This window comes from Tardiphaga sp. (assembly GCF_028290785.1).
Classification (GTDB): Bacteria; Pseudomonadota; Alphaproteobacteria; order Rhizobiales; family Xanthobacteraceae; genus Tardiphaga.
The window spans coordinates 12,715-36,299 of record NZ_JAQGJD010000259.1 but is presented as its reverse complement, the minus strand read 5'-3'; the positions used below and the strand labels follow the sequence as shown (position 1 = coordinate 36,299).

Below are 23,585 nucleotides of genomic sequence, written 5' to 3'. Positions count from 1 at the left end.
AACGAAAAGTGAGAACCTTGATCGGCGGCGAGTAACGGGACTGGTAAACAAACGCAATTTGCGATAGGAAAAGCGTAATAATATCAATCGCGGTGGGTTCGATTTGCGCAATCCTTTCCTGGGCACCATCCCCCTTTCAAACCCTTGGTTTGAAAGAAAATAAGCAAGATCAGAGGCTTGGAACTACCCGTTCGGTACACACGGGTGAGGCACATGGTCCTTGCGATGACTTTCCCGGGAATATCCCAAGCGTGGCGTCATGGCTTCGCAAGCGCGTTCCGGATGATTTGCTGAAGCTTGTCGGTACTGCGGCCAAAACGATCCACGACGCGAAAGTTCACGCCAATGCGTGCGATTCTCGAGTGCGGATTCAAGAATAGGCCGATCTCGTCGACTCCAGCCGAAGGCGTCTGTCGATAGCGCTCTTTTTATGTGACGTAAGACGCCCGTGCCGCCGATCCCTGCTCGCAATGCCAGGCAGCAGACGGTGCGCCGTGGCTGCTCGACTATCGTCCTCTCAGCCATTCTCTGGCGCTGCGTCCAGCGAAATGTAGACCGGCATATGTCCCGTCGCCTTCAGGAAGGTCTCGATATCCGCCCTCGTCAGCGAGGTCGTTCGGCGATTGGTCAGGGGGTGGCAATTGATGGCGGCGGCCGTCAGCAGCGCGTCGTCGATGACGACGGTGACCTTCTTCTCCTTGTCGTTGAACGCCGCCAGCACGGACACCGATCCGGCGGGAATGCCGAGCGTTTCCATGAGGGCTTCCGCGGACCCGAAGGACAGGCCGCCCTTTGCTCCGATCAGTTTGCCGAGCGATTTCAGGTTCACCGTCCGGCCTTCATCGGTGATGAACAGGAAGAACCGCTTCTTGCTGTCGCGCAGAAACAGATTCTTGGTGTGAACCCCCGGAATATCGCCGCGTAACGCGCGGGATTCCTCAACCGTATGGACGGGCGGATGCGCGAACGTTCGAGCTGTGATCCCGTTATTCTCAAGGTATTTGAGCAGGTCGTCGCTCTCTAGGTCGCTGCTGTTCGGGTCGCTCATGGGCATCACTCGTTGTTTGCTGAATGATCGCGTTCAACCGGGGCCGTGACTGCCCTTCAGCACTCAGGGAGATTGACGGCAAGACCTCCCAGCGAGGTCTCCTTGTATTTCGATTGCATGTCGCGGCCGGTCTCGCGCATGGTCGCGATAACCTTGTCGAGCGACACGATGTGGCTTCCATCGCCGCGTAGCGCCAGCGAGGCCGCATTGATGGCGCTGATGGCGCCGAACGCGTTGCGCTCGATACAGGGAATTTGGACCAGGCCGCCGATCGGATCGCAGGTCAGGCCCAGATGATGTTCCATGCCGATCTCGGCGGCATTCTCGATCTGCTCGTTGGTGCCGCCGAGAACGGCGGCCAGTCCTGCCGCCGCCATCGAGCAGGCCACGCCGACCTCGCCCTGGCATCCGACCTCCGCACCGGAGATCGAGGCGTTCATCTTGAACAGGGCGCCGATCGCCGAGGCGGTGAGCAGAAAGCAGTGCTCGCCGGCCGTATCCGCGCCGGCGCAATGGTCGCGATAGTAGCGCAACGTCGCCGGCACGATGCCGGCTGCACCGTTGGTGGGAGCCGTGACGACCCGGCTGCCGGCGGCATTCTCTTCGTTGACGGCGAGCGCATAGAGGCTGATCCAGTCCATCACCTCATGGGACGACCGGCGATTTGTATCGCTGACCTGTCCGAGCTGGCGTCGGATCGCCGGGGCGCGGCGACGCACATTCAGTCCGCCGGGCAATTCGCCGTCCGTTGCCATGCCGCGATCGATGCACGCCATCATGACGGTCACGACCCGATCGAGATGAGCCACGACATCGGCTGCCGGCCGGAAGCTGGCTTCGTTCGCCATCACCATCTCTGCAATGCTGAGGCCGGATGCGGCGCCGAGCGCCAGAAGGTCGCGCCCCGAGCGAAATGGATAGGGTTGGGCGTCTGCGGTCTCGACGCGCGGCAGGCCGATCTCGTCCTCCCGCACCACGAAGCCGCCGCCGATGGAACACCATCGCTCGCTCGAGAGCACCCCGCCGTCGGTATCGAACACGGTCATGGCGAATGTGTTGGGGTGCTGCGGGGTTGCGCTCAGGCGGTCGAAGACGATGTCGGTTGTTGCGTCGAACGGGATTGTCCGGCGTCCTGCGAAGCGGATGACGTGCCGGGTATCAACATCCGCGATGATCTGTTCGACCATGTCGGGGTCGATCCCCTCGGGTGTTTCGCCGGACAGGCCGAGGATCACTGCCTTGTCGGTGCCGTGGCCTTTGCCTGTCCAGGCCAGCGAACCGAACAGGTCTACGCGAACGCGCGCGATCCGTGGCAAGGCATTCGTCTGTGCCAGCGCGGTCGCGAACGCACTGGCTGCCTTCATCGGGCCCACCGTATGAGACGAGGATGGACCGATGCCGATCTTGAAAAGCTCGAAAACGCCGATCATGGGATGACCCGATGACAAGCCGTCATCAGGCCAGTTCACTGCGGGCTTCGTCAAGCAGTTGCCAGACGTAAGGCGCAAAGGACCGCCAGGCGTCGATATGGAAGATATCGGAGGCGGGGCGCGACAACATGATCGTGGCCTTGGCATAGATGGTGCGCGTGCACATGCCGACCGGAAAGGTTGCGAGCGACAGATCGAGCGGGCAGCCATGGTTCAGAACGTAGGCGGCCTGCGGACCCGATAGGGCGAAAGCCTGCGAGCGATGGCTGACATCGACCAGCGAACATGATTGACCCGCGAGTTTCCCGCTCATATCTGCAAACAACGTCGCGGGGTCTTCCCCCTCGCTTTGCAGCAGCCATTCGTCGGGGCCGAGCCAGAAGGCGGTGCGACCGCGCTTGACAGCAAAGCGACAGGCATCGCGTGGAAGGGCCACGCCGAAGGCGGCGCCTGCGGCGTCGATGGCCGAGGGGCGGCCGCGAAATGACAGCCTGGCCGAGTCGGGAAGCACCGACAGCGCCGCCGCCGGGATGTTGCGCGGGGCGGCGGCGAACCTATCGAGCGCGCCTTGGCGTTGAATGAGATCAGGCATCGAGCCGGGCTCCCTTCGCATCATAGAAGATCGGCTCGACCACCTCGACGGTGATCGGCCCTGAAGGCATCGGCACCGACAGGCGTGTGCCGACCCGCGCGCGTCCGCCACGCACCAGCGCCAGCGCGATGGAGCGATCCAGCGTCGCGCTCCAATAGGACGAGGTGACATGGCCGATCATGGTCATCGGAATCGGTTGCGCGGGATCGGCGACGATCTGGGCGCCTTCCTCCAGCACGGTTTTGGAATCGACGGTGAGCAGTCCCACCAGTTGCTTGCGATCGCTTGCGGTCATCGCCGGCCGTGCCAGCGAGCGTTTGCCGACGAAGTCCTTCTTGGCCTTGCCGATCGCCCAGCCGAGCCCGGCATCGTCCGGCGTCACCGTGCCGTCGGTTTCCTGCCCGACGATGATGAAGCCCTTTTCGGCGCGCAGCACATGCATGGTCTCGGTTCCGTAAGGCGTCATCCCGTGTGGCTGGCCCGCGGCAAAAATCGCCTCCCACACCGCGCGGCCGTAGCCCGCCGGAACGTTCACCTCGAAGCCAAGCTCACCAGTGAACGACACACGGAACAGGCGAGTCGGGACGCCGCAGATCCGTCCTTCGCGAACGCTCATATGCGGCATGGCCTCGCGGGAAAGATCGATGCCCTCTACCAGCGGCTCGAGGACCTTGCGCGCGAGCGGTCCCTGCACCGCGATGACGGCCCACTCCTCCGTCGTCGACGTCAGCCAGACGTCAAGGCCCGGCCACTCGGTCTGCAGATAGTCTTCCATCATGCTGAGGACGCGAGGCGCACCGCCGGTGGTGGTGGTGATGTGGAAGCGGTCTGTCGCCATGCGGCCGACCACGCCGTCGTCCATCACAAACCCGTCCTCGCGCAGCATCACGCCGTAGCGCAGCCGGCCCGGCTCGAGCTTGGTCCACGCATTGGTGTACATGCGGTTCATGAATTCGGCGGCGTCCTTGCCGACCACCTCGATCTTGCCGAGGGTCGAGGCATCGAAGATGCCGACCGCCCCGCGCGTCGCCTTGCATTCGCGCGCGACCGCCGCATGGATGTCTTCACCCCGCTTCGGGAAATAGTGCGCGCGCTTCCACAGGCTGATGTCCTCGAAGGCCGCGCCTTGCTCTGCGGCCCAATCGTGGATCGGCGTCTTGCGCAGGGGATCGAACATGTCGCCGCGCGATTGGCCTGCGAAGATGCCGAAGGTGGTGGGCGTATAGGGCGGGCGGAAGGTGGTGAGGCCGACCTGCGGCACCGGCACCTTCAGCGTCTCGGAGACCAGACCGAGCGCATTCATGTTGGAGGTCTTGCCCTGGTCAGTGGCCATGCCCGTGGTGGTGTAGCGCTTGACATGCTCGATGGAGCGGAAGCCCTCGCGGATCGCGAGCCTGACGTCCTTGGCGGTGACGTCATTCTGGAAGTCGATCCAGGCACGGGCCTTCGACGAAGGGCCGCCAAACGGTGTCACGCCGATGAATCCATCGGTGCCGACGCTGTCGGCCGTTGTGGAGAAAGTGATCGTATCCGCGGCGGCGAAGCCCGCGGCCTTGGCCGCGCCGGTTCCGCTGGCAGCACCGTTGCTGAGCACCTTGTCGAGATCGTAGATCCCGCGGCACGCGCCGGCGGACCGTTCGCGCTCGACGGAGATGCCCGGCAGATAGGCCTGCAGCGCCTCGTCATAGACGAGCTTGCCGCGCGACTGCGAGAACAGGTGAACGCTCGGCGTGAAACCGCCGGACATCAGCAGCAGGTCGCAGGCGATGTTCTCTGAAGAACCGGGGTTTCCATCGATACCGACGGTGGCGAGACTGACGGAGTCGATGCGCAAGCGGCCCGTGGTGCCGGTCACCACCGTTCCCGCGCGGATGGCAATACCGGCGGAGCGAACACGGTCGATCCACGGGCCGCACGGCGCGGCGCGCAGGTCGGCGATGGTGGCGATGGCGACGCCCGCGGCCATGAGATCGAGCGCGGCGCGATAGGCGCTGTCGCAGGCGGTGAAGATCACGGCCTTGTCGCCGGGCTTCACGCCGAAGCGGTTGGCATAGATGCGCGCGGCTTCCGCCATCATCACGCCGGGGCGGTCATTGTCCGGAAACACCAGCGGCCGTTCCAGTGCGCCTGTGGCGAGCACGACTTCTTTCGCACGGATCTGCCACAACCGCTCGCGCGGCAGCTTCGGATCGGCTTTCGCCATGTGGTCGGTGATGCGTTCGCACAGGCCGAGGAAATTATGCGGGTACCAGCCGAAGGCGGTGGTGCGCGGCATCAGCGTGACATTGGGACGTGCCGCGAGATCGGCCAGCGCTCTGGCGACCCAGTCGCGGGCCGAAAGGCCGTCGATCGTGGCGGTGGTTTCGGCCAGCAGCGAGCCGCCCATCTCGGACTGCTCATCGCAGACGAAGACCTTGCCGCCGGTGGTGGCCGCGGCCAGTGCCGCTGCCAGCCCGGCCGGGCCGCTGCCCACGACAAGCACGTCGCAATGGGCATAGACCTGGGTGTAGCGATCGGCATCGGCTTGCGTCGGCGCACGGCCGAGGCCGGCGGCGCGGCGGATCAGCGGTTCGTAGAGCTTCGCCCAGGCCTTTGGCGGCCACATGAAGGTCTTGTAGTAGAAGCCCGCGCTGAGAAACGGTGCAAAGGTTTCGTTCACGGCGCCGACGTCGAAGCCCAGCGACGGCCAGCGGTTCTGGCTTTCGGCGACGAGCCCGTCATAGATCTCGACCTGGGTCGCCCGCATGTTCGGAGCGTAATGCGCCTCATCGGCGCCGATGCCGACCAGGGCATTCGGCTCGTCGGAGCCCGCGGTGACGATGCCGCGCGGACGATGATATTTGAACGAACGTCCGACGAGATGTACGCCATTGGCCAGCAGTGCCGAGGCCAGCGTGTCGCCGGCAAAGCCCTGATAGGTCTTGCCGTCGAAGCTGAAGCGTACCGGCTTGTTGCGATCGACACGGCCAGCAGTGGAATGACGAAAGCCGCTCATCGCGTGGCCCCCTTGTCGTCGCCGGGCAGGGCAGGGCGCGGCTGGCCTGCGGGGTAGGTGGTCACGATGCTATCGCTGACGGTGTCGCGCACGACGTTGAAGAACTGTGCGCAGCCATGGAGATGCCGCCAGCGTTCGGCGTGGAGGCCCTTCGGATTGGCGCGGTGATACAGGAACCTCGCCCAGGATTCGTCATCGAGCGCCATCGGATCAGTTGGTCGCGCAATATGCGCCTCGCCGGCATAAGCGAATTCAAGCTCGGCGCGCGGGCCGCAATGCGGACAGGTGATGAGCAACATGATCGCTTGTCCTGCGCTTAATGGGCGACGGCGGCCGCGGCGGCCTCGTCGATGAGGATGCCGTCGCGGAAGCGCTCGATGGTGAAGGGCGCGTTGATCTTGTGCGGCTCGTCTTTGGCAATGGTCCAGGCGAACACGTTGCCGGAGCCTGGTGTTGCCTTGAAGCCGCCAGTGCCCCAGCCACAATTCACATACAGGCCGGGCACGGGGGTCTTGGCGATAATCGGCGAGCGGTCCGGGGTCACGTCCACGATGCCGCCCCAGTTTCGGAGCATGCGCAGGCGCCGGAACATCGGCACCAGCTCACAAATCGCATCCAGCGTGTGGCTGGCGATGTGCAGCGCGCCTCTCTGCGAATAGGAGGTGTAGGCGTCAGTGCCGGCGCCGATCACCATCTCACCCTTGTCAGACTGCGAGATATAGGCATGGATGGTATTGGACATAACGACACAGGGAAAGGCCGGCTTGACCGGCTCGGACACCAGCGCCTGCAGCGGATAGCTCTCCAGCGGCATGCGGACGCCGGCCATGTCCATGATTACGCTGGTATGGCCGGCGGCTGAGACGCCGACCTTCTTCGCGCGGATGAAGCCTCGTGAAGTCTCGACGCCCTCGACCGCGCCGTTGACGCCGCGGCGAATGGCGGTGACCTCGCAGTTCTCGATGATGTCGACGCCGCGTGCGTCCGCGGCGCGGGCGTAGCCCCAGGCCACCGCATCATGGCGCGCGGTGCCGCCGCGGCGCTGCAGGGCGCCGCCGAGAATGGGATAGCGCATCGCGCCGATATTGAGCGGCGGACAGAACTCCTTGCATTCTTCCGCGCTCAACCATTCGTTGTCGATGCCGTTGAGGCGGTTGGCATGGACGTGGCGTTTGAAGCTCTGGATGTCGTGAATGTTGTGCGCCAGCATCAGGACACCGCGCGGCGAATACATCACATTGTAATTGAGGTCCTGCGACAGGCCCTCCCACAGCTTCAGCGCATGCTCGTAGAGCGCGGCGCTCTCGTCGAACAGGTAATTCGAGCGGATGATGGTGGTGTTGCGGCCGGTATTGCCGCCGCCGATCCACCCCTTTTCGAGCACGGCGACATTGGTAATGCCGTGCTCCTTGGCCAGATAGTGCGCCGCGGCGAGGCCATGGCCGCCGCCACCGACAATGATGACGTCGTATTCCGCCTTCGGCTCCGGCGAGCGCCACTGGCGCTGCCAGTCGGCATGACCGCCGAGGGCTTTGCGAAACAAGGAAAAGGCGGAATAGCGTTGCATTGGCGGCTTTCAGATTGAAGGGCCATGCTGCGCATGCTGCACGCGCAAGGCGAGCACGCGAAAGCCGCACGGTTGGGACAAAAGCGACATGCCGGTCTAGACGGGGTTGACCTCGAACAGGCAGTGATCGTGGGTTCCTTCGGCCTGGCAGTACACCTCGCGCGCCTTCAGCACCTGCTTGCGGCCGGCACTGGCGGCGACATATTCGAGCGATCCTTCAAGCCAGGACGCGAACATGTAGCAAACCTTGCGGCCGCTGTTGCGATGCGCTTCGTCGACCATGGCAGAGTTGCGCAGCCGCACCCGGGCGGTGCCGGCCTCCGGGTTGACATCGAGTACGTCGAACTGGCCCCAGCCGCGCTGGGTGATGCGCCGCATGTAATGGTGGAACACCTCGATGCCGCTCATGCCGTGATGGGCGGCTTCCTTCTCGCACCAGAAATAGGCCGAGCGATGCCCCGCGGGCCGCAGGATCGCCTCCATTTTTTCGGGGCCGACGGCGGCCTCGATGGCGTAATGATTGTTGAGGTAAAAGTGCTGCGGCACCAGGATCATCGGCAGTGCGTCGACCGACCAGCGGCCGGTGGCGTCGTCGACATGGATATCGATCTGCGGCTTGCCCATGATCAGGCTCCCCAGACCGTGCGCAGCAGGTTGAACCAGTTCTTGCCGATGACCGCCTCGATTCGGGCGGCCTTCCAGCCGCGCTTTTCCATCGCCGCGGTCAGGTTCGGCCATTCGCCGATGGTGCGCAGGCCTTCCGGATTGATGACATCGCCGAAATTGGTGAGGCGGCGGCCGTTGCCCTTGTCATGGGTGATCCAGTCGAAGAATTCCTGGCCGTAGCCCTGCGTAAAGTCGGTGCCGATACCGACGTTTTCCTCGCCGCAGACGTTGACGACATATTCGATGGCCTCGACGTAATCGTCGACATTGGCGGCCGGGCCGCGCTTGAGGAACGGCGGGAACATGGTGACGCCGACGAAGCCGCCGTGGTCGACGATGAACTTAAGCTGCTCGTCGCTCTTGTTGCGCGGATGATCCTTGAGTCCGGCTGGCAGGCAGTGCGAATAGGCGACGCGTTGCTTGGAGGCCAGGATCACGTCTTCGCTGGTCTTGGCACCGACATGGGAGAGGTCGCACAGGATGCCGAGCCGGTTCATCTCAGCGATCACGTCGTGGCCGAAGCCCGACAAGCCGCCGTCCTTCTCGTAGCAGCCGGTGCCGACGAGGTTCTGGGTGTTGTAGGCGATCTGCATGACGCCGACGCCCAGCTCCTTGAACAGGCCGAGATAGCCGATCTGGTCCTCAATGCCGCTCAGATTTTGCCAACCCAGGATGATGCCGGTCTTGCCTTCTTCCTTGGCCTTGAGGATGTCCGCGGTGGTATAAACCTGTTTCAGGATGTCGCCGTTGTCCTGAAACATCTTCTTCCAGCGCATCACGTTGCGCATGGTGTCGGTGAAGCCTTCCCATACGCAGCAGGTGCAGTTGGCGGCGGTCAGGCCACCCTTGCGCATATCCTCGAAGACCGGACGCCCGAAATCGGAAATGATCAGCCCGTCGATGACGACGGAAGTTTCGTGCAGGGTGGCCATGGATGTTTCCTTTCGGTGCCGGTGTCGCGACTTGCATATCGCTGACGGCTATGCGCACAGACTGGCGCTGGACTCCAGCGTGGCGGAGTGTGTGGCCGGTATCGCCGGGCCGATAGGACATTTGCGCCATGGCGCTGGAACGGGAGCGCCGGGCATCCCCGTCCCGATGCCCCAAGCGCCCCGTAATGGCGCATTCATCCAAGTCCGAGCGTCCATGCGTGCTAGCTCCGGATTTCGCAGACCGCCTAGCGTTGATGTTCCGGATAACTTTCTTCGATCATTTTGGAGATCAGCATGGTGACGATGACGAAGCGGACTTTTGCCGCCCTGGCTACGTTTACCGTTTTGCCGCTCGCTTTCGGCAGCCTCGATGCCGCTCTGGCCAAGGACAAGGTGAAGATCGCCTTTGTCGGCCCGCTCACCGGCGCGCTGTCTCCCCACGGGATCGGCGGCCGCAACTCGGCCGAATTGGCCGTGAAAACCATGAATGCCGACCCGAAGACCAAATACGAATACGAACTGGTCGTACTCGATGACGAGTGCAAGCCGAATATCGGCGTTCAGGTGGTGACCAAGATCGCGTCGGATCGCTCCATCGTTGCCGCCATCCCGCATTACTGCTCGGCCACCGCCATCGCGACCGTCGATATCTTCAACCGCTTCAAGCTGCCGATGGTGGTCTGGGCGGCCGTGTTGCCGGAAATTACCTATGCCAACAAGTATCCGGAAGTGCACCGCGTCAGCGGCATCCTGATCGGCCAGAATCGTGTCGGCGCCGCCTTCATGAAGGAGCGTGGCTACAAGAAGTTCGTCTCCTTCGCCGACTCCACCGACTACGGCAAGTCGATGAACAAGTATTTCACCGAGTTCACCAAAGAGAACGGCAACGAGATCCTTGGCACCTTCGCCGTGCCTCCGGACCAGCAGGACCTCTCGGCCGAGCTCACCAAGATCAAGGAACTGAACCCCGAAGTGATCTACTTCGGTGGCCTGACCCCGCTCGGCGCCCGCCTGCGCACCCAGATGGCCAAATTCGGCATCACCGCGCAGTTCGAAGGCAATTCCGGCATCATGGGTGATGCCTTCATCAACGCGGCCGGCCCTGAACTGGCGGAAGGCACCGTGACCTTCTTCGACAGCCCGCCGATCTCCAAGATGCCGGGCGGCAAGATGTTCACCGACTCCTACAAAGCCGCCGGTTACACCGAGCCGCCGGAAGCCTATGGTCCGTTCGCCTACATCGCCACCAAGCTGGTGATAGACACGATCGAGAAGGCCGGCCCGGACCGCGCGAAGGTCACGGCGGCACTCGGCGATGTGAAGGACGTGCCGTCCATCGTCGGCCCGATCACCTTCGACGATCACGGCCAGAACATCACGCCGCTCACCACGAAATATGTCGTGCAGGACGGCAAGTGGACGGTGTGGGAAGATAGTGAGTACGCCGCCGGCAAGCGCAAGCTCAAGAACCTGCCGTAACCACGCCAACGCCGGAAAGACGATCTCATGGGCACGATTGGTCAACACCTGCTGAACGGCATGATGCAGGGGACGATCTACGGTCTCGTGGCCATGGGATTCACAATCTTTTTCGGCGTGATGAACGTCATCAAGTTCTCCCATGGCGATGTGCTCACCGTGGGTGCCTTTGCGGCGCTTGTGGCCGTCTGGGCGACCAGTGCGCTCGGCATGCCCGTCTATGTGCAGTTCATCGCCGCCTTCATCGCGGCGATGATCCTGACCGCGGTGGTGGGCGCGGGGATTTCGCACTTCCTGATCATGCCGCTGCGCAACGCGCCGCCGCTCAACATGCTGCTGATGACCATGATGGTCGGCACGCTGCTGCGCGAGGCGATCCGGCTGTTTTTCCCGAACGGGACCAATCCGCAGCGCTTCCCGGAGTTGCTGCCGGCGGGCGGCTTCAGCCTCGGCCGGTCGTTCTTCCGGTTTGATGCGCTGATCCTGATCGTCGCCGGCGTCGCCTCGATCGGTGTGGTCTACTGGATCATCAATCGCACCAAGTTCGGCCTCGCCATGCGCGCGGTCGCCGAGGATGTCGAGACCGCCCGCACCATGGGCATCAACTTTGCGCGCGTGATTCCGCTGACCTTTGCGCTGGGATCGCTGACGGCGGGTTTCGCTGGCACGATCTACGGCCTCTACTACAGCGAGATCAATTACGGCATGGGCCTTCTGCTGGCTGTGATCGGCTTCACAGCGGCGATCGTCGGCGGACTCGGCAATATCTGGGGCGCCATCATCGGCGGCTACCTGTTCGCCGGCCTGCAGACCCTGGTGGTTGCGGCGATGCCGTCCATGAGCGACTACAAGAACGTGTTCGCCTTCGTACTGATCATCGTGCTGATCACCTGGCGGCCGACGGGCCTGCTCGCCGAACGCGGGAGCGAGCGCGTATGAGCGCGCTTCCGTCGCACAAGCCAGCGCGGGTCTGGCCGCTGATCGTCGCAGTGGCCTTCGCCGCGGCGTCGCTGACCACACTGGTGCTGATCGAGAACCAGAAACTGCTTGGCCTGACCCTCGCCGGCATCGCAGCGCTATGCTTTGCTGCGGCGCGTTTCGGCGGCGTAGCGGCGACGGAGGCTGCGGCATCGGAGAATCCCTGGCTGCTGCGCGGGCTGGTCCTGATCGCAGCGATGGCCGTTCTATTTGTATTGCGGGATGACAATTTCGGTCTGCTGATGGTGGCGACGGTGCTGATCTACGCCACCGTCTGCATCGGCCTGACCATCCAGATGGGCTATACCGGCCTGACCAATTTCGCCGCGGCGGCCTTTGTCGGCACCGGCGGCTACACCGCCGCCATGCTCGGGCAAAAGGGCGGGTTGCCGGATATCGTGGTGCTGATCTCGGGCGGGTTGATCGCGGTGTTCATCGGTTCGCTGCTGATCCTGCCGGTTCTGCGCACCCGCGGGCACTATGCCGCGCTCACCACGCTGGCCTTCGGCGTCATGTTCACGGTGTTTCTCGATGCCAACGAACTGCTCGGCGGACCGCAGGGCCTGAAGATTCCCGGGATCAACCTGTTCGGCTGGGATTTCTCCGACGACCTGCACATCGCCGGCTACACGTTCTCGTTCTACGTCAATTACGTTATCCTGACCGGAGCCGTGACCGCGCTGACCATGGTGCTGACCGGGCTGCTCGACCGATCGTGGATCGGCGTCTGGCTCGACGTGGTCCGGCTCGACGAAACAGCCGCCTCGGTATTCGGCCTCAAGGTCGGTCGCTGGAAGGTGCTGGCCTTCACCCTCGGCAATTTTCTCGCCGGGCTGATGGGCGCCATCTATGCCAAGATGACCGGCTTCATCGCGCCGAGCAATTTCACCTTCGGCGATTCCCTCGTGATGGTGTCCATCGTGATCCTGGGCGGCATCGGTAATCGCTGGGGCGTGTTGCCGGCCGCGCTGATCGTGGTGCTGCTGCCGGAGAAGCTGCAGTTCATTCAGGAATATCGCCTGCTGCTGTATGCGCTCGTGGTGATCGTCATTCTGGTGGTTCAGCCGGACGGGCTGGTAGCACGCCGGGTCCGGACCTTGCGAATGGAGGCCCGATCGTGACGGCTCCCGCTCTGCTCGAAAGCCGCGGTCTCACGGTGCGCTTCGGCGGCCTGCTTGCGCTCAATGCCCTCGATATCGACGTGCGGCATGGCGAAGTGCTGGGGCTCATCGGCCCCAACGGCTCCGGCAAGACGACCTTTCTCAACGTCATCAGCGGTGTCTATTCCGCCAGTGCCGGCAGCATCAGGCTCGATGGTGCCGATATCACCACCGCAAGCGCGCAGCATCTGTCCGCCAGCGGCCTGGCGCGCACCTTCCAGCGCTCTCGCCTGTGTCTGCCGCTATCGGTGTTCGACAACATCGTTCTGGGCGCGCAAAAGCGCCTCAACAGCGGGCTGTGGCATAATCTCATCCAACGCAAGGCGCTGGCGGCCGAAGTCAGGGCCATCGCCGCGGAAGCCCGCGAACTGCTTTACGTATTCAACCCCACGCTAGCCGACAAATTGTACGACCCGGCGATCTCGCTGGGCATGATCGACCGCCGGCGCGTCGAGATCTGCCGGGCGCTGATCGGCAAGCCGAAGCTGGTGCTGCTGGACGAACCTTCCGCCGGCATGACCCATGACGAGACCGATCAGGTGGTCGATGAGATTCTCGGCATTCGGAAGTCCCTCGGCGGCCTCACCATCATCATCGTCGAACATGAAATGGGACTGATCGAACGGGTGACCGATCGCTGCGTGGTGTTGAATTATGGCAAGAAGATCTGCGAGGGCAAATTCCGCGACGTGGCGTCGGACCCTGTCGTTCGCGAAGCCTATCTGGGGCAATCATGACAGGCCGGCTGATCGTCCAGGATATCTACACCGCCTATGACCGCGCCGACGTGCTGTCGGGCCTGTCGATCGAGGTGGTGCCGGGCACCATCACCTGCATCCTCGGCTCCAACGGCGCCGGCAAATCGACGCTGATCCGCTCCATCCTCCGGCTGACGCCGCCGCGCGCGGGGTCGATTGCCTTTGACGGCATCACGCTCGATACCATGCAGACCCACGACATCATCGGTCTCGGCATCGCATGTATTCCGGAAGGCCGTCGCATCTTTGCGAAGATGACCGTGGAGGAAAACCTGCGGGTCGGCGCCTATCTGGTGAGTTCGGAAAGAGCGATCCAGATGCGGCTGGCCAAGGTCTACGAAACCTTCCCGCGGCTGAAGGAGCGCGCCAAGCAACTTGCAGGCACCATGTCGGGCGGCGAGCAGGCGATGGTCTCGATCGGCCGCGGCTTGATGACGGAGCCAAAGCTGCTGGTGATCGACGAGCCGTCGCTCGGCCTGTCGCCGCTGTTCGTGCAGGAGAATTTCAACGTCATCCGCCGCATCAACGAGACCGGGGTGACCGTGTTGCTGGTCGAGCAGAACGTCAACCAGACGTTGGCGATCTCGCACTATGGCTATGTGCTGTCGCAGGGAAGGATCGTGGTGCACGGAACTCCCGCGGTGCTTTCTGCCGATGCCGAGGTGCAGCGCGCCTATTTTGGCGGTGCCCACTAGCCGCCACGCGCCGATCTGCCGCCAGGGCTCCCACGCAAATCGATTGACGTGCTGGCCCATTTCTTGCTCGATTGCTGGTCTGATCAGGCGACCAGCAGCGAGTGAGATGACGGAAATGAGCCATCATTCGACTTCAGCGCCTCCAAACGGGGCACGCCGACAGCTTTCGGTTGGATTTGTTCTGTTGCCCAACTTCACGCTGATCGCGTTCTCGGCGATCGTCGATCTGTTGCGCCTTGCGGCCGACGAAGGTGACAGGAGCCGCCCCGAGCGTTGTTCGTGGCGCATTCTGGCACCCGATCTCAATCCGATCACCGCGAGCTGTGGCCTTCAGGTGCTTCCATGGGAGACGTTCGATCGGCCCGAGCGCTTCGATTACATTGTCGTCGTCGGTGGACTGATTGATCGCAACTCGACCTATCATCCCCGGACGCTTGAATTCCTCGCCGCCGCCGCCGCGAAAGACGTGGCGATTGCCGGCGTCTGCACCGGCAGTTTCGCGATGATCGAGGCGCAGTTGATGCGGGGGCGCAAATGTTGCGTCAGTTGGTATCACCTGCCAGATCTGGTCGAGCGCTACAGCGATATCGTCCCCGTTGCCGATCAGCTATTCGTCGAAGACGGCAAGTTCATTACCTGTGCGGGCGGTCTTGCGGCGCTGGATCTCGGCGCCTGGATGGTGGAGCGCCATCTTGGTCCCGGCCGCGCGCAGAAGAGCCTGCACATCATGGTCACCGACGCCGCACGCCCCGCCGCAGGCGCACAGCCGCAGCCGCCCAGCGTCGTCACCGTCGACGATACGCGTGTTCGCCGCGCCATGTTGCAGATAGAACAGAACCTTTCGACTCCGCAGAAGGTCGATGACATCGCACAAAGCGTTGGCCTGTCGAAGCGACAACTGGAGCGAATCTTCCGCAAGGTTGTCGGCAAGAGCATCCAGGAATTCTCGCGCGATCTGCGCGTATTCTACGGTCTCTGGCTGCTCGCCAATTCCAGCAAGAGCATCACCACGGTTGCAATCGAAAGCGGGTTTTCCGACATCTCGCACTTCAACCGGCTGTTTCGCGGCACCTTTGGCTGCGCGCCCTCGGCACTGCGTCGGGAGGGACCGGATGCGATGCGAGGGATGATCCGGCGCTGGCAGGCCGCACAACCGAAGGCCCTGAGTGATCTGCAGCTGACGGCGAAACCGCTTATCTACCAGACCGATGCTTCGGCGTTGCCACAACCGCCATTGCCGCAGATCGATCTGGAAAGGCTCGCCTTCCTGCAGCACGAGCGCCGGCCGTATTTCTGATCGAAGAATAATTTGCTCTGCAAGGAAATAATCTAAGCGAACCGCCGGTGCGGTTGCGCTTGGATGGCGGGATCGTTTGCCGCTGAGTATCTCAATATTCGCAACTCATTCACCACGGCCGAAGCCTGTTGCGACTACCCCTGATCCTCGTAATAGCGCGGCATGGCGTTCGCATCGATGGCCTGCTGCTCTGCACGGCGTCCGAGAAAGAAAACCCCGCTGGCGGCGTCGGTCGCCGCGCGACCATAGGCAAAACGGTCGAGAAACCTGAGCCAGAAAAATGGCAGGGCCAACAACCGCGAGAGCTTGTCGCCGGCGCCGAAGGCCCGCCAGAAATACCGGATCGACCACAACAAGGCCACGCCCGGACCTGAGACCGGTCCGGCGTCGATTTCCGTGAAGTGTCGGAACAGCCAGCGATGTCCGCTCTGGGTGAAGCGGGAAAAATCGTAAGCCTTTTCGTGCACCTGCTGCATGAAGGGCGTTTCGGCATAGACCAGTCCGGATCTTCGCAATACGCGATGAATCTCAGCCGCCACCATGGCCGGCTCCAGCACATGTTCCAGCACCGCCTGGATCCAGACCCCGTCGAATGAACCGTCCTCGAACGGCAGCTTGTGAGCATCGGCAACGATCACGGTGTTCCGGGACGAAAAGACATCGGTGCCGACCACATCAAGCAACGGGTCGCTATACAAGTCGTCGGCACCGGACCCGATGGTGGCGCCGCCGATGACCAGCACGGTCGGCCGGCCGGAAAGCTGCTTTAGAAGTTTTATGAAACGGGTGCAGTTCGAAGCCGCGACCGGATTCTTGCCAAACGCTAACCGATGCGCGAGCGATCCCCACGAGCGGCGATCAACGTCGCGATCGAGCACGGAATCGTTGTCGCTGCGATAATTAGGACGATCGAAAATGCTGCTCTCAAAATCGATCAGCACCGGCTGTTCGTTCACCAGCGGAAAGCCGGCGGTATGATAGACGCAGCCGCTACTGCTGCAACGAGGCTGGGACTCAAGGTACAGAATGGCCGCCGCGCATCTTGGACAGCGAGTCTTGTCTTGCCACTGCGCCGTACGGTTTGAATAGCTTTCGATGAGACGCCTCGATGCTCGAGTGATGGTAAATACTTCGTAACTTCCGAATTTGTCGATTTGATGCATCGGCCTCCTGTCCCCGCTCGGCTTGCGAAAAGGCCTATCGATCGGTAACGGCGATCTATTCCGGCGTGCCCGGGTTACCGCCAGCCCGGCTTTGTTATCCCGCCGTTAACCCCCGTGCGCGGGGGCGGTTCAAGAACATTTGCAGCTACTTGCAATTGCCTATACTTGGTTGATGGCAGCCCCGCACCCCATTCCGATACCTGTCGGCGCGGCCCCCAATGCAGCGGCCGAGACGTCGCTAGAGTACCTCATTCGGACCGACCAGTTGCTGGCGGTTCGGCGCACCGTGTTGCTCTCGATTCCGGTCAACATGCTGCTCGGAATCGCCTCTGTCCTGGTAGCCTGGCAGTCCGGCCAGATCCGGACCGGCCTGATCTGGTTCGGTGCCTCGTCGGCCGTCAATCTCCTGCGCATTGCGTTGTGCCGTTGGCCGCTGTCGCGGTCGTCGCAGCCGGGTGGTTACCGGAATTGGTCGGTCGATCAGCACCTTCGCCGGCAGTGGATTCTGTCGCTTGCATCCGGCGCGGTGTGGTCGCTCATTCCGGTGCTGTGCGCGGGCTACACGTCCCCCCAGACGCTGTTCTACATGACGGTGGTTTGCGGTGTCACCGCGGGGGCTGTGACCCACAGCTTCGCCTATGCGCGGATTCCGATCTGCTTCATCACGCTGCCGCTGCTGTCGGGCGTTGGTTGTCTGGTGTACGCCGGAGGCTTCGACAAATATTGCCTGTCGCTCACGGTGTTGCTCTATCTCGCGGCGTTGATCCGGTTCTCCCGCGAGGGCGAAGCCCTGGTCCGCGAATCGAGCCGGCTGAAGTACCAGGCGACGACGCTCAGCCAGTCGCTGGAGGTAGCGCGCCATCAGGCCACCGAGGTCGCCGAGGAAATGCGGTACCGCGCCTCCCACGATGCGCTGACGGGCCTCCTGAACCGCAGCGGTTTCCTTGACGAGGCTCGGCGGCGCCTGCAGGGCGACGCATCGGGGCTTTGCCTGATGCTGCTCGACCTCGACGGCTTCAAGCTGATCAACGACGCCTTCGGCCACCGCGAGGGCGACAACGTATTGGTCGGCGTCGCCGGCCGATTGCGGCAGTCGTTGCCGCAGTCGTTCACGGTCGCACGGCTGGGGGGCGACGAGTTCGCCGTACTGTTCACCATCGACTCGACGAGCCGGCCCGAAGCGCTGGCCGCGACATTGATCGCGGCGACGGCGGCGCCGTTCTCGGCGCTCGACAAGGGCCGGGTCGGCGTCAGCATCGGGATCTGCAAGCCGCCGGAAAGCGACATCGATGACATGCTGGTCTATGCCGATGCCGCGCTGTACGCGGCCAAGCGCGGCGGCCGAAATCGCTATTACGTGTTCGATGACGAGCTGCGCGCACAGCTCGAGATGCGGCGGGACGTCGAGCGCGACCTCAGCAAGGCGCTGGCCGCCGATGCGCTGGAAGTGTGGTACCAGCCGATCCTGGCGCAGGGCGGCCGCACGCTGGATTCGTTCGAGGCGCTGGTGCGCTGGGATCACCCCAAGCTCGGCTGGATCCCGCCGGCCGACCTGATCGCGGTGGCGTCGCTGTCCGGGCTGTCAGAGCCGCTGATGCGGTTTATCCTGAAGGACGTCTGCGGCATGATGCAGACCTTGCAGGCGATGGGACTGCCCCACATCCGGGTGGCGATGAACGTCTCGCCTCGCGAGATGGCGCAGCTCGCTGTCGATGAACTGATTCTTGCCAAGTTGAAGAAGCTCGACCTGTCGTCGCAGCAGTTGGAGATCGAGATCACCGAGGAGACCGCGATGGACATCCACGCGATCCAGGGCAAGCTCGCGGCGCTCTCGGCGGCCGGTGTGCGGATTGCGATCGACGATTTCGGCGTCGGCTATTCGTCGCTTGGCGCGCTCCGGCAGCTCCACGTCAACCGCGTCAAGATCGATCGCAGCTTCGTTTCCGGGATATCCAGATCCGACGAGAATCAGGCGCTGGTTCAGGCGATCCTCAATCTAGGCCGCTCCTTCAAGCTCGATGTGGTGGCCGAAGGCGTCGAGACCGCCGAGGATCTGGCCACGCTGCAGCAACTCGGCTGCCCGGCGATGCAGGGCTACCTGCTCGGCAGGCCGAAACCGAAGCATGAAGCCATCGAATGGATTACGCGCTTGCGTCCGCCGGAAGCCCCGTATGCGGCCGGCATGCCCGGGCCGGAATTGCGGGTGGCGACTTCGCCATTTGTCGAAGTGTCGGACGACACTCCGACCCTGCAATGACGGTCACGTTAGTTCGTCCAGCGTCTCGTCGTCGGGGGGCTTGGTGTAGTCGAGCGGCCGGATTGCGTCAGCGGCCTTGAGAAGCTTCTCGAATACCCTATCCCTGCAGCCGCGCCCATAGCGCCTCTGCGGCGCGGCCCTGATGGCCATCGGGGCGGAACAGCCGGATCTCCACCGAGATACGCCAGGCCTTGCCGCCCGCCGGCACCAGCCGGCCGGCGTCGATGTCATCCTGCGCGAGGCTCTGCGGCAGCCAGGCGACGCCGCGGCGCGCCAGCGCCAGCGAATGCAGCGTCGCGGCCAGTTGCGATGTGAACATCGGATCGAGCGCCGCGGGCTTCCGCCGCCTTCGCGATCCGACAATGCGCCCCAGTCCCGATTCTGCGCTGTAGGCGAGATAGGGAATCGGCGCCTTCGCCGGACTGTCGAGCGACCAGAGGGCTGCACCCTTTGCATCGGCGGCAGCCAGCGGCAGCAGCACGTCCTTGCCGATCGCCACGCTGCTGAACGCGGCGCCTTGCAGCCGGTTCGGGCTGTCGCGATGCGCGTGGCACAGCAGAAACTGCGCGCGGCCGCGCAGCATGATCTGCTCGCAGGCCGCCATGCTGTCGGAGATCAGGTTGATGGTGCCGAGCGGCGAGGCGCGCTCCTGGTCGCGGATCCATTTCGGAAAGAACGTGAAGGATAAAGCGTGCGTCGCCGTGAACGACAGCGATGCGGTCTCGCGGCCAGCCACCTCCAGCGTTTCCGCGCGCAGTTGCCGGACATCGCGCGCCAGCGCGTCGGCGCGCGAACGCAGATGCAGGCCCGCCGCCGTCAGCGTCACGCCGTGGGTCGAGCGCGCGAACAGGACCGTGCCGATCCAGGCCTCCAGCGCCTGGATGCGGCGGCTGAACGCCGGCTGCGTGACGTGACGCGCTTCCGCCGCGCGGGAAAAATTCAGCTTTTCCGCAAGCTCGACAAAGTCGTCCAGCCAGGCCAGTTCCATTGCTTATGCCGATCGTGCATGACGAGCCCCGATCATGGCATTGGCGCCGCCTAGCGTCCAGACGTAAGCCTGCGCCAACAACCCGAAGGGAAATGCCATGCGCATCGTCGACGTCTGCGAAATCACCCAGCCGATCGCTTCGCCGATCCGCAACGCCTATATCGATTTTTCGAAGATGACGACCAGCCTCGTGGCGGTTATCACCGACGTGGTGAAGGACGGTCGCCGCGTGGTCGGCTACGGTTTCAATTCCAACGGCCGCTACGGCCAGGGCGGCCTGATTCGCGAGCGCTTTCGCAATCGCATTCTCGAAGCCGAACCGAAGACCCTTCTCAACGACAACGGCGACAATCTCGATCCGCACCGCATCTGGGCGGCGATGATGTCGAACGAGAAGCCCGGCGGCCACGGCGAGCGCTCGGTCGCGGTCGGCACGCTGGATATGGCGATCTGGGACGCCACGGCGAAGATTGCGGGCAAGCCGCTATTTCGCATGCTGGCCGAGAGCAAGGGCCGCGACGCCGATCCGCGCGTCTTCGTCTATGCCGCCGGCGGCTACTACTATCCCGGCAAGGACGACAGCGCGCTGCAGGCAGAGATGCGCAGCTATCTCAATCGCGGCTACAACGTCGTGAAGATGAAAATCGGCGGCGCAACCATCGACGAGGACCGCCGGCGTATCGAGGCGGTGCTGAAGGAGATAGGCTCGGAAGCCCGCCTCGCGGTCGACGCCAACGGCCGGCTCGATCTGGAGACCGCCATCGCCTACGCCAAGATGCTGCGCGACTATCCACTGTTCTGGTATGAGGAAGTCGGCGATCCCCTCGATTATGCACTGCAGGCATCGCTGAGCGAATTCTATCCCGGGCCGATGGCCACCGGCGAAAACCTGTTCTCGCATCAGGACGCCCGCAACTTGCTGCGCTACGGCGGCATGCGGCCGGACCGCGACTGGCTGCAGTTCGACTGCGCGCTATCCTACGGCCTAGTTGAGTATCTGCGCACCCTCGACGTGCTCGAGCAGTTCGGCTGGTCGCCGTCGCGCTGCATCCCGCATGGCGGGCACCAGATGTCGCTCAACATCGCGGCGGGGCTGGGGCTCGGCGGCAATGAGAGCTATCCCGACCTGTTCCAGCCCTATGGCGGCTTCCCCGACAGCGTGAAGGTGATCGACGGCCATATCACCATGCCGGATCTGCCGGGCATCGGTTTCGAGGGCAAGTCGGACCTGATCAAGGTGATGCGCGAACTGGCGGAGTAAATACGGGCTAGCGACAAGAGGGCAAAAGCGGCCCTCGTCACCCCCGGCAATCGGCGCTAAAACGCATTCGAAACCCACGAATCGTGGCCACGAAGAGGTTGCCGATACCATGACCATCCGCCTGCATCGCGGCGATTTGCCGGATTTGAGCCGCTATACCGATTCGGTGGCGATCGACACCGAGACCATGGGGCTCAATCCGCACCGCGACCGGCTCTGCGTGGTGCAGCTGTCGCCGGGTGACGGCAGCGCCGACGTGGTGCAGATTCCGGTCGGCCATACCGATGCGCCAAACCTGAAGAAGCTGCTTGGCGACCCCAAGGTCACAAAAATCTTCCATTTCGCCCGCTTCGATCTGGCGGCGCTGTACAATGCGCTCGGCGTGATGCCGTCCCCGGTCTATTGCACCAAGATCGCCTCCCGGCTGTGCCGCACCTATACCGACCGCCACGGCCTCAAGGACCTCGTTCGCGAGGTGCTGAACGTCGATCTGTCCAAGCAGCAGCAGTCCAGCGACTGGGGATCGGCCAAGCTCAGCGACGCCCAATTGGCCTATGCCGCTTCCGACGTGTTGCATCTGCATGGGCTGCGCGAGCGCCTGAATGTCATGCTCGCGCGCGAGAACCGCACCGAACTGGCGCAGGCCTGCTTCGAGTTCTTGCCGACCCGGGCCAAACTCGATCTGTCCGGCTGGGAAAATGAGGACATTTTCGCGCATTCTTAAGCGCGATGCGCTGAAGTGACGTTCTGAAGCAGCTCGCCGCCGCCGGCCGCCGCGTTTCGGTCACACTGATCGTTCTGGTGGGGACGGCTGCAAAACCTGCGCATTTCAGCGTAGGATGGCGCAGGTGCGGCCCGGCGCGTTGGAGCAGCGGTGAATTCGGTTCAGATCCCGACCTATCAAGCCGGCATGGACGTGCGGTTCGCAGCCGCAGCGCGCCACTCCCGGCTCGTGCGGCTGCTGCGGATCGCCGTGCCGGCGGTGGTGGTGCTGTCGATGGCCATGATCATCGGCGTCTCGATCTTCAACCCGTTCCGCATGATTTTGGCGCGACTGCCGATCGACATGGGTAACCTGGTGGTCTCGGGCACCAAGATCACCATGGAGACGCCGCATCTGGCGGGTTTCTCGCCCGACGGGCGCCCCTACGAATTATGGGCCAAGACCGCGACCCAGGACCTTACCGATCCGGATAACGTCGAACTCGGCACCTTGCGCGCCAAGGTGATGATGGAAGACAAATCGACCATGACCATGGATGCGCGAACCGGCCTATTCAATTCCAAGACCCAGTTGCTCCACCTCTACAAGGACATCTTCCTGCAGACCACGAGCGGCTATGAAGCCCGGATGACCCAGGCCGTGATCGACATCGCCAAGGGCAACGTCGATTCCGACGAACCGGTCGACGTCAAGCTGCTCAATGGCACCCTCAAGGGCCAACGGATGAGGATCACCGAGCACGGCGAAGTGGTCCGGTTCGAAGGCGGCGTGGTGATGCTGATGGATCCGCCACCGCCGCCAGATCCTGCCGCCCAGCCGGCGCCGGAACCTGAAACGCCGCCCGAACCTGCTGTCCGGGCCAAGGCTACCAACGGCAAGCGTGCCAACGCGAAATGAATGTGATGATGACCCCCGACCGACGTCGTTTCTGGACGCACCAACTCGCCGGCGCCGCTTTGGCCGCATGGACGATGGCTGCCACGGATGCCGTAGCGCAGAGCGCCGTGCAGGGCGTACCGAATGCGATGCAGGGCTTTTCGCAGAACCGCGACCAGCCGATCCAGATCGAGGCCGCCTCGCTGGAAATGCGCGACAAGAAGAAGGAAGCCACCTTCTCCGGCGACGTGAAGGTGGTGCAGGGCGACACGACCATGAAGTCGAAGACCCTGGTGGTGTTCTACGACGGCGGCGGTTCGGCGGCGCCGGCGGCGGGCACGCCCTCTGCCAAGGCCGCGCCGAAGACCCCGATCAAGGCGGCGCAGCCCGGTCCCGGCGGTTCCTCGTCGATCCGGCGGCTGGAAGCCCGCGGTAGCGTGGTGGTGACCCAGAAGGACCAGGTCGTGACCGGCGAAACCGCGGTGTTCGACACCAAGACCAACCTCGTCACCATGCTCGGTGGCGTGGTGCTGACCCAAGGCAAGAATGTACTGCGTGGCGACCGCCTCGTTGTGGACATGACCAGCGGAACCTCGCGGGTGGAATCAGACAGCGGGCGGGTCCAGGGCCTGTTCCAGTCGTCGGGGCAGGGCGCACCGGCCATCGGCGCGGCACCGGCGCCCGGAAAACCTAAGTAATTGCAAAGATTTGCCGTTTAC

General features: G+C 63.4%; 21 protein-coding genes. 11 read left to right on the top strand and 10 right to left on the bottom strand.

Annotation, left to right across the window (positions count from 1 at the left end; translation table 11 throughout):
• Positions 1-517 precede the first annotated feature (517 nt).
• The 8 genes from JWR89_RS16130 to JWR89_RS16095 form a co-directional block, all read right to left on the bottom strand.
• On the bottom strand, positions 518-1,048 hold the full coding sequence (locus tag JWR89_RS16130) for a prolyl-tRNA synthetase associated domain-containing protein (RefSeq protein WP_299717874.1): 531 nt from the start codon (positions 1,046-1,048) through the stop codon (positions 518-520).
• Between the two features lie 56 nt (positions 1,049-1,104).
• On the bottom strand, positions 1,105-2,478 hold the full coding sequence (locus JWR89_RS16125; RefSeq protein ID WP_299717872.1) for an L-serine ammonia-lyase: 1,374 nt from the start codon (positions 2,476-2,478) through the stop codon (positions 1,105-1,107).
• A 25-nt stretch (positions 2,479-2,503) separates the two neighbouring features.
• Entirely contained in the window at positions 2,504-3,070 is a 567-nt protein-coding gene (locus JWR89_RS16120) for a sarcosine oxidase subunit gamma family protein (RefSeq protein WP_299717870.1), read from the bottom strand.
• Positions 3,063-6,065: a sarcosine oxidase subunit alpha gene (locus JWR89_RS16115; protein ID WP_299717868.1), complete on the bottom strand. Its 3,003-nt coding sequence runs from the start codon at positions 6,063-6,065 to the stop codon at positions 3,063-3,065. The genes JWR89_RS16120 and JWR89_RS16115 overlap by 8 nt, the downstream gene beginning before the upstream one ends.
• Complete coding sequence (locus tag JWR89_RS16110) at positions 6,062-6,364, bottom strand: sarcosine oxidase subunit delta (protein ID WP_299717866.1); 303 nt, start codon at positions 6,362-6,364, stop codon at positions 6,062-6,064. The genes JWR89_RS16115 and JWR89_RS16110 overlap by 4 nt, the downstream gene beginning before the upstream one ends.
• Positions 6,365-6,381: 17 nt before the next feature.
• Positions 6,382-7,632: a sarcosine oxidase subunit beta family protein gene (locus JWR89_RS16105; RefSeq protein WP_299717865.1), complete on the bottom strand. Its 1,251-nt coding sequence runs from the start codon at positions 7,630-7,632 to the stop codon at positions 6,382-6,384.
• Positions 7,633-7,728: 96 nt separating this feature from the next.
• Positions 7,729-8,256, bottom strand: coding sequence for a 4-vinyl reductase (locus tag JWR89_RS16100; RefSeq protein WP_299717863.1), 528 nt, complete (start codon positions 8,254-8,256; stop codon positions 7,729-7,731).
• A gap of 2 nt (positions 8,257-8,258) precedes the next feature.
• Complete coding sequence (locus JWR89_RS16095; RefSeq protein ID WP_299717861.1) at positions 8,259-9,230, bottom strand: dipeptidase; 972 nt, start codon at positions 9,228-9,230, stop codon at positions 8,259-8,261.
• Positions 9,231-9,524: 294 nt separating this feature from the next.
• Between JWR89_RS16095 and JWR89_RS16090 the strand changes: the two genes are divergently transcribed.
• The 6 genes from JWR89_RS16090 to JWR89_RS16065 all read left to right on the top strand — a co-directional run bounded on the left by JWR89_RS16090 (position 9,525) and on the right by JWR89_RS16065 (position 15,597).
• A complete protein-coding gene (locus JWR89_RS16090) occupies positions 9,525-10,709 on the top strand; it encodes a branched-chain amino acid ABC transporter substrate-binding protein (protein ID WP_299717859.1) in 1,185 nt (394 codons plus the stop codon).
• Between the two features lie 27 nt (positions 10,710-10,736).
• Positions 10,737-11,648 (top strand): branched-chain amino acid ABC transporter permease, encoded by a 912-nt coding sequence (locus tag JWR89_RS16085; protein ID WP_299717857.1) that lies wholly within the window; start codon positions 10,737-10,739, stop codon positions 11,646-11,648.
• Positions 11,645-12,808: a branched-chain amino acid ABC transporter permease gene (locus JWR89_RS16080; RefSeq protein ID WP_299717855.1), complete on the top strand. Its 1,164-nt coding sequence runs from the start codon at positions 11,645-11,647 to the stop codon at positions 12,806-12,808. The genes JWR89_RS16085 and JWR89_RS16080 overlap by 4 nt, the downstream gene beginning before the upstream one ends.
• A complete protein-coding gene (locus JWR89_RS16075; RefSeq protein ID WP_299717853.1) occupies positions 12,805-13,584 on the top strand; it encodes an ABC transporter ATP-binding protein in 780 nt (259 codons plus the stop codon). The genes JWR89_RS16080 and JWR89_RS16075 overlap by 4 nt, the downstream gene beginning before the upstream one ends.
• Entirely contained in the window at positions 13,581-14,300 is a 720-nt protein-coding gene (locus JWR89_RS16070) for an ABC transporter ATP-binding protein (protein ID WP_299717851.1), read from the top strand. The genes JWR89_RS16075 and JWR89_RS16070 overlap by 4 nt, the downstream gene beginning before the upstream one ends.
• A gap of 184 nt (positions 14,301-14,484) precedes the next feature.
• The gene (locus tag JWR89_RS16065; RefSeq protein ID WP_299717849.1) at positions 14,485-15,597 is read left to right on the top strand and encodes a GlxA family transcriptional regulator; all 1,113 of its coding nucleotides are present in this window, start codon (positions 14,485-14,487) and stop codon (positions 15,595-15,597) included.
• Between the two features lie 134 nt (positions 15,598-15,731).
• On the opposite strand, the gene JWR89_RS16060 is transcribed toward JWR89_RS16065, so the two are convergent.
• On the bottom strand, positions 15,732-16,760 hold the full coding sequence (locus JWR89_RS16060) for a class I SAM-dependent methyltransferase (RefSeq protein ID WP_299717847.1): 1,029 nt from the start codon (positions 16,758-16,760) through the stop codon (positions 15,732-15,734).
• Positions 16,761-17,025: 265 nt separating this feature from the next.
• On the opposite strand from JWR89_RS16060, the gene JWR89_RS16055 reads away from it, so the two are divergent.
• The gene (locus JWR89_RS16055; protein ID WP_299717846.1) at positions 17,026-19,017 is read left to right on the top strand and encodes an EAL domain-containing protein; all 1,992 of its coding nucleotides are present in this window, start codon (positions 17,026-17,028) and stop codon (positions 19,015-19,017) included.
• Positions 19,018-19,114: 97 nt separating this feature from the next.
• On the opposite strand, the gene JWR89_RS16050 is transcribed toward JWR89_RS16055, so the two are convergent.
• The gene (locus JWR89_RS16050) at positions 19,115-20,005 is read right to left on the bottom strand and encodes a LysR family transcriptional regulator (protein ID WP_299717845.1); all 891 of its coding nucleotides are present in this window, start codon (positions 20,003-20,005) and stop codon (positions 19,115-19,117) included.
• 97 nt (positions 20,006-20,102) lie between these two features.
• On the opposite strand from JWR89_RS16050, the gene JWR89_RS16045 reads away from it, so the two are divergent.
• The 4 genes from JWR89_RS16045 (at position 20,103) to JWR89_RS16030 (ending at position 23,564) form a co-directional block, all read left to right on the top strand.
• The gene (locus JWR89_RS16045; protein WP_299717844.1) at positions 20,103-21,266 is read left to right on the top strand and encodes a mandelate racemase/muconate lactonizing enzyme family protein; all 1,164 of its coding nucleotides are present in this window, start codon (positions 20,103-20,105) and stop codon (positions 21,264-21,266) included.
• Between the two features lie 109 nt (positions 21,267-21,375).
• Positions 21,376-21,990 carry a ribonuclease D gene (locus tag JWR89_RS16040; RefSeq protein WP_299717843.1) on the top strand — a complete coding sequence of 205 codons (615 nt, stop codon included), beginning with the start codon at positions 21,376-21,378 and terminating at the stop codon, positions 21,988-21,990.
• Positions 21,991-22,140: 150 nt separating this feature from the next.
• Positions 22,141-22,887 (top strand): LPS export ABC transporter periplasmic protein LptC, encoded by a 747-nt coding sequence (gene lptC, locus JWR89_RS16035; protein WP_299717841.1) that lies wholly within the window; start codon positions 22,141-22,143, stop codon positions 22,885-22,887.
• 8 nt (positions 22,888-22,895) lie between these two features.
• Positions 22,896-23,564, top strand: a complete 669-nt coding sequence (locus JWR89_RS16030; RefSeq protein ID WP_299717839.1) for an LptA/OstA family protein — start codon at positions 22,896-22,898, stop codon at positions 23,562-23,564.
• Positions 23,565-23,585: the final 21 nt, after the last annotated feature.

Coding starts and splice junctions, on each gene's coding strand:
- JWR89_RS16040 (WP_299717843.1), top strand. CDS start 21,376: ATGACCATCCGCCTGCATCGCGGCGATTTGCCGGATTTGAGCCGCTAT.
- JWR89_RS16125 (WP_299717872.1), bottom strand. CDS start 2,478: ATGATCGGCGTTTTCGAGCTTTTCAAGATCGGCATCGGTCCATCCTCG.
- JWR89_RS16060 (WP_299717847.1), bottom strand. CDS start 16,760: ATGCATCAAATCGACAAATTCGGAAGTTACGAAGTATTTACCATCACT.
- JWR89_RS16130 (WP_299717874.1), bottom strand. CDS start 1,048: ATGAGCGACCCGAACAGCAGCGACCTAGAGAGCGACGACCTGCTCAAA.
- JWR89_RS16110 (WP_299717866.1), bottom strand. CDS start 6,364: ATGTTGCTCATCACCTGTCCGCATTGCGGCCCGCGCGCCGAGCTTGAA.
- JWR89_RS16080 (WP_299717855.1), top strand. CDS start 11,645: ATGAGCGCGCTTCCGTCGCACAAGCCAGCGCGGGTCTGGCCGCTGATC.
- JWR89_RS16045 (WP_299717844.1), top strand. CDS start 20,103: ATGCGCATCGTCGACGTCTGCGAAATCACCCAGCCGATCGCTTCGCCG.
- JWR89_RS16095 (WP_299717861.1), bottom strand. CDS start 9,230: ATGGCCACCCTGCACGAAACTTCCGTCGTCATCGACGGGCTGATCATT.
- JWR89_RS16100 (WP_299717863.1), bottom strand. CDS start 8,256: ATGGGCAAGCCGCAGATCGATATCCATGTCGACGACGCCACCGGCCGC.
- JWR89_RS16085 (WP_299717857.1), top strand. CDS start 10,737: ATGGGCACGATTGGTCAACACCTGCTGAACGGCATGATGCAGGGGACG.
- JWR89_RS16070 (WP_299717851.1), top strand. CDS start 13,581: ATGACAGGCCGGCTGATCGTCCAGGATATCTACACCGCCTATGACCGC.
- JWR89_RS16105 (WP_299717865.1), bottom strand. CDS start 7,632: ATGCAACGCTATTCCGCCTTTTCCTTGTTTCGCAAAGCCCTCGGCGGT.
- JWR89_RS16120 (WP_299717870.1), bottom strand. CDS start 3,070: ATGCCTGATCTCATTCAACGCCAAGGCGCGCTCGATAGGTTCGCCGCC.
- JWR89_RS16050 (WP_299717845.1), bottom strand. CDS start 20,005: ATGGAACTGGCCTGGCTGGACGACTTTGTCGAGCTTGCGGAAAAGCTG.
- JWR89_RS16090 (WP_299717859.1), top strand. CDS start 9,525: ATGGTGACGATGACGAAGCGGACTTTTGCCGCCCTGGCTACGTTTACC.
- JWR89_RS16030 (WP_299717839.1), top strand. CDS start 22,896: ATGACCCCCGACCGACGTCGTTTCTGGACGCACCAACTCGCCGGCGCC.
- JWR89_RS16115 (WP_299717868.1), bottom strand. CDS start 6,065: ATGAGCGGCTTTCGTCATTCCACTGCTGGCCGTGTCGATCGCAACAAG.